We start from the raw sequence: 3,088 nt of genomic DNA, 5'->3' as shown, positions 1-3,088 counted from the left end.
GCGGACGCGCCCGGCTTCACTTCTCCAAAAGTTGCGGTAGCCGCTCGCGGTTACCGCAACTTCTGCGGAAACGCCGCCAGCGGCACCCGACCCGGCGGCAAGCCGCTAGAGCGCGTCGACGAACATCTGCGTCGCCTGAGGCACGTACGACGCGTTCGTCGCCGGGTCCCAGCCGACCAGCGCCACGACGTTCCCGCCGACCCGCGCCGTGATGCCGACCAGCGTGAACGGGCTCGAGCCCACCGCGCCGGTGACGGTCCAGCCCACCGACTCGTCGGTCCCGGTCGTCGTCGGCACCGTCTGCGCCACCGTCGTCTGCACCGGCACGCCCTCCATCGCGAACAGCGCCGAGCCGCTCGCGCAGCGCTCGAGGGCGCCCTTCGCCTCGGCCACCAGGGCGGAGGCGGCGGCCGGGTCGGCCGCGCTCGCCACGACCGAGGTCATCGAGCGGTCGTTGCTCGTGCCGTACTGCACCGTCGAGCCCGGCGACGCCGTGTCCCAGCCCAGCCCGAACGGCGACAGGCAGCTCGCGTCCGTCGCGGTCAGCCCCGGGTAGATCGAGTCGAGCATCTCCTGGATGCTCGCGTACTGGTCCGGGACGAACTGGATGCCGGTGAACACGGCCGCGAGCTCGGGCTCGCCCAGCTGCGCGGCGGCCACCGGGGCCTCGGGGGCGGCGGCCGTCGGAGTGAGGGTCGGGATCGGCTTGGGCGTGCTGACCTCGCCGACCGTCCCGCCTCCGCCCGCGCACCCCGTCAGCGCGAGCAGCAGTGCTCCTGCCAGTGCGATCCCTGCGGTCGTCCGTCTCATCGTGTCCCCCGATCCCTCCGCCACGGCACGACGCCGAGCAGGTCACCTCGACGCTAACAGCAGCGACTCGCCCGCCCGGAGCCGTCCGGGCGGGCGGATCGCCCCCGTCACGGTCACGCCCGCGGGATGACCACCGAGACGCTCGCGCGCGAGCCGCCGGAGACGGCGGTCACCGTGGCGGTGCCCGCCGCGATCGAGCTCTTCCCCGTCCGGAACACCTTGGTGACCGTGGTGCCCGGGGCGACCGCGGCCGAGGTCGCCGTGCCGTAGGGCGTCACGACGGTCAGATCGGCCGGCGCCCGGCCGGTGTTGGTCGCCGTCACGGTGACGACCACGCGTCCGAGCACCAGCCGCGAGGTCGCCTTCGCCGTGACCGAGGCGCCGGGAGTGACGCTCGCCCCGGCCAGCGCGGTCGTCCCGCCGTCGACGCGCGCGGTGATCGAGACGGTGCCGGCGGTGGTGCCGGTGCGGATGCGCGGCAGCGAGGCGATGCCGTCGGCGCCCGAGAGCACCGCGGCGGTCGTCGCTCCGCTCTCGAACGCGGCCGGCCCGGTGATCGCGAAGTCGACCGATCGGCCCGCGAGAGCACGACCGGCGGAGTCGCGCACCAGCACGGACTGCGCGAGGTCGCGCGTCGTCGCGGTCGGCACGCTCTGCAGCGTCCCGCGCGCCTCGACCGAGGCGGCGAGGGAGATCCCGTTCACCTCGATCTCGGCCACGCCCGTGGATCCGCCGTACTCGCCGGTGCCCCACGCCGTGAACACGAGCCGCAGCGCCGTCGTGGTCACCGGGGCGAACGACGCGCGGTTCAGCACGTCGCGCTCGCGGCCGGGAGCGGCTCCGCTCACGGGAGTCCACACGTCGCCGACCAGGTGCTCGACCCGCCACGACCGGGCGGGGATCAGCCCGCGTCCGTCGGCGTCGGCCGCGTCGCTCGCGAAGAGCACCGAGGCGCTGTCGACGGTCGCGGCGCTCGGCCAGCGCAGCTCGACGTGCTGCTCGCCGACCCGCGGCCAGGAGCCCCAGATCGTGGACGCGGCGCCGTCGGCGACCGCCCCGACCGAGGTCCACGGCGAGGTGTACGAGGCGCTCGTCGACGAGGCGAGCGGAGCGATGTCGCCGACGTAGTCGGTGCACGGCACGGTCACGGTGACCGTCGCCGTCCGGGTGAGCTCGTCGATCCGGTCGACCCGCACCGACATGCCGGAGTTGAGCACCGCGCTCTCGCCGGCCAGCACGAACTCGTTCGCCTCGCTCGCGTCGCCCGGGCGCTCGAGCAGGTCGCCGGCGTACGCCTGGCCCGGGTTCGAGCGCAGGATCTGCACGCCCGAGACGTCGCGGCGCACCTGGAAGGGGCTCGCGTAGGCGCCGCCGTCGGACGTCGTGTCGGCGCGGTCGTTGTACTGGGCCCAGTAGCGGATCGTCGCGTCCTGCGGGTCGCTCCAGGTGAGGGCGCGCCGGCCGGCGGGCCCGGCTCCGAGGGTGTCGAGCGTCGTGGTGCGCGGTGCGCCGCAGACCGGCTGGCGGGTGTTGGGCAGCGTGCCCAGGCGCGCCAGCGACGGGGACGAGAGCGGCAGGAACGACCACGCGTCGCCCATCACGTCGGTCCGGTTGCCGTACTCCTCGCGGCTGCAGTCGGCCGGCAGCGGGGTCGAGGGGTAGTCGCGCGTGGTGCTGCAGTGGACGCTGTAGGCGTGCGGCAGCGAGAGGTTGTGGCCGAGCTCGTGCGCGAGCAGGTACGCGTCCGGACCGGGCTGGAAGGCGAGTCCGCCGTCGTCGGGGTCGCCCGGCTGCTCGCCGTTCGCCCAGTTCGGGCACGGGTCGCCCTGGGGCACCATGGCGACGAGGTGGCGCCCCGGTCCGCGCTGCCAGCCTGTGCGCTGCTGGATCCAGTCGTGCAGGCCGCCCGTGTTCGTGCACGCGATCGGCTGGTCGACCACCTGCCAGTCGACGACCTGCTCGAGCTCGAAGCGGATCGCTCCGCCGGTCTCGCGGGAGTAGAACCGGTCGACGAGCTCGAGCGAGCGGACCGCGTCGGCGGTCGAGTACCCGCCAGGGGCAGTGCCCTGCGGAGCGACCAGCGCGATCGTCACGCGGTGCGTCTGCACCTCGGCGCGCGCCGGGATCTCGACGTCGACGTAGTCGGCGTCGAGGGCGAGAGCGGACTGCTGCGTCGTCGCGTCCGCCTCCGGCTCGATCACGGTGGGCTCGGCGTCCGGAGCCGCGACGGGGCGGTCGGGAGCGGGGGCGGCCGGAGCGGGGGCGGCCGGGGCCGACG

At 74.7% G+C, this 3,088-nt stretch carries 2 protein-coding genes; both read right to left on the bottom strand.

The features are described 5' to 3' along the window. Positions 1–105 precede the first annotated feature (105 nt). Positions 106–810, bottom strand: coding sequence for a hypothetical protein (locus B0T42_RS18800; RefSeq protein ID WP_139344598.1), 705 nt, complete (start codon positions 808–810; stop codon positions 106–108). A 113-nt stretch (positions 811–923) separates the two neighbouring features. Then, positions 924–3,088: Ig-like domain-containing protein (locus B0T42_RS20350; protein ID WP_173892360.1), on the bottom strand; the 2,165-nt coding region annotated here is incomplete at its 5' end.

Origin of the sequence: Rathayibacter rhapontici, assembly GCF_001995175.1 — a bacterium.
In the GTDB taxonomy this organism is placed as follows: domain Bacteria; phylum Actinomycetota; class Actinomycetes; order Actinomycetales; family Microbacteriaceae; genus Rathayibacter.
The sequence above is the reverse complement of the archived record's forward strand: the minus strand, read 5'-3'. Positions and strand labels throughout refer to the sequence as shown.

What these genes read in the sequence shown, in the direction of transcription:
- B0T42_RS18800 (WP_139344598.1), bottom strand. Translation starts at nt 810, where the DNA reads ATGAGACGGACGACCGCAGGGATCGCACTGGCAGGAGCACTGCTGCTC.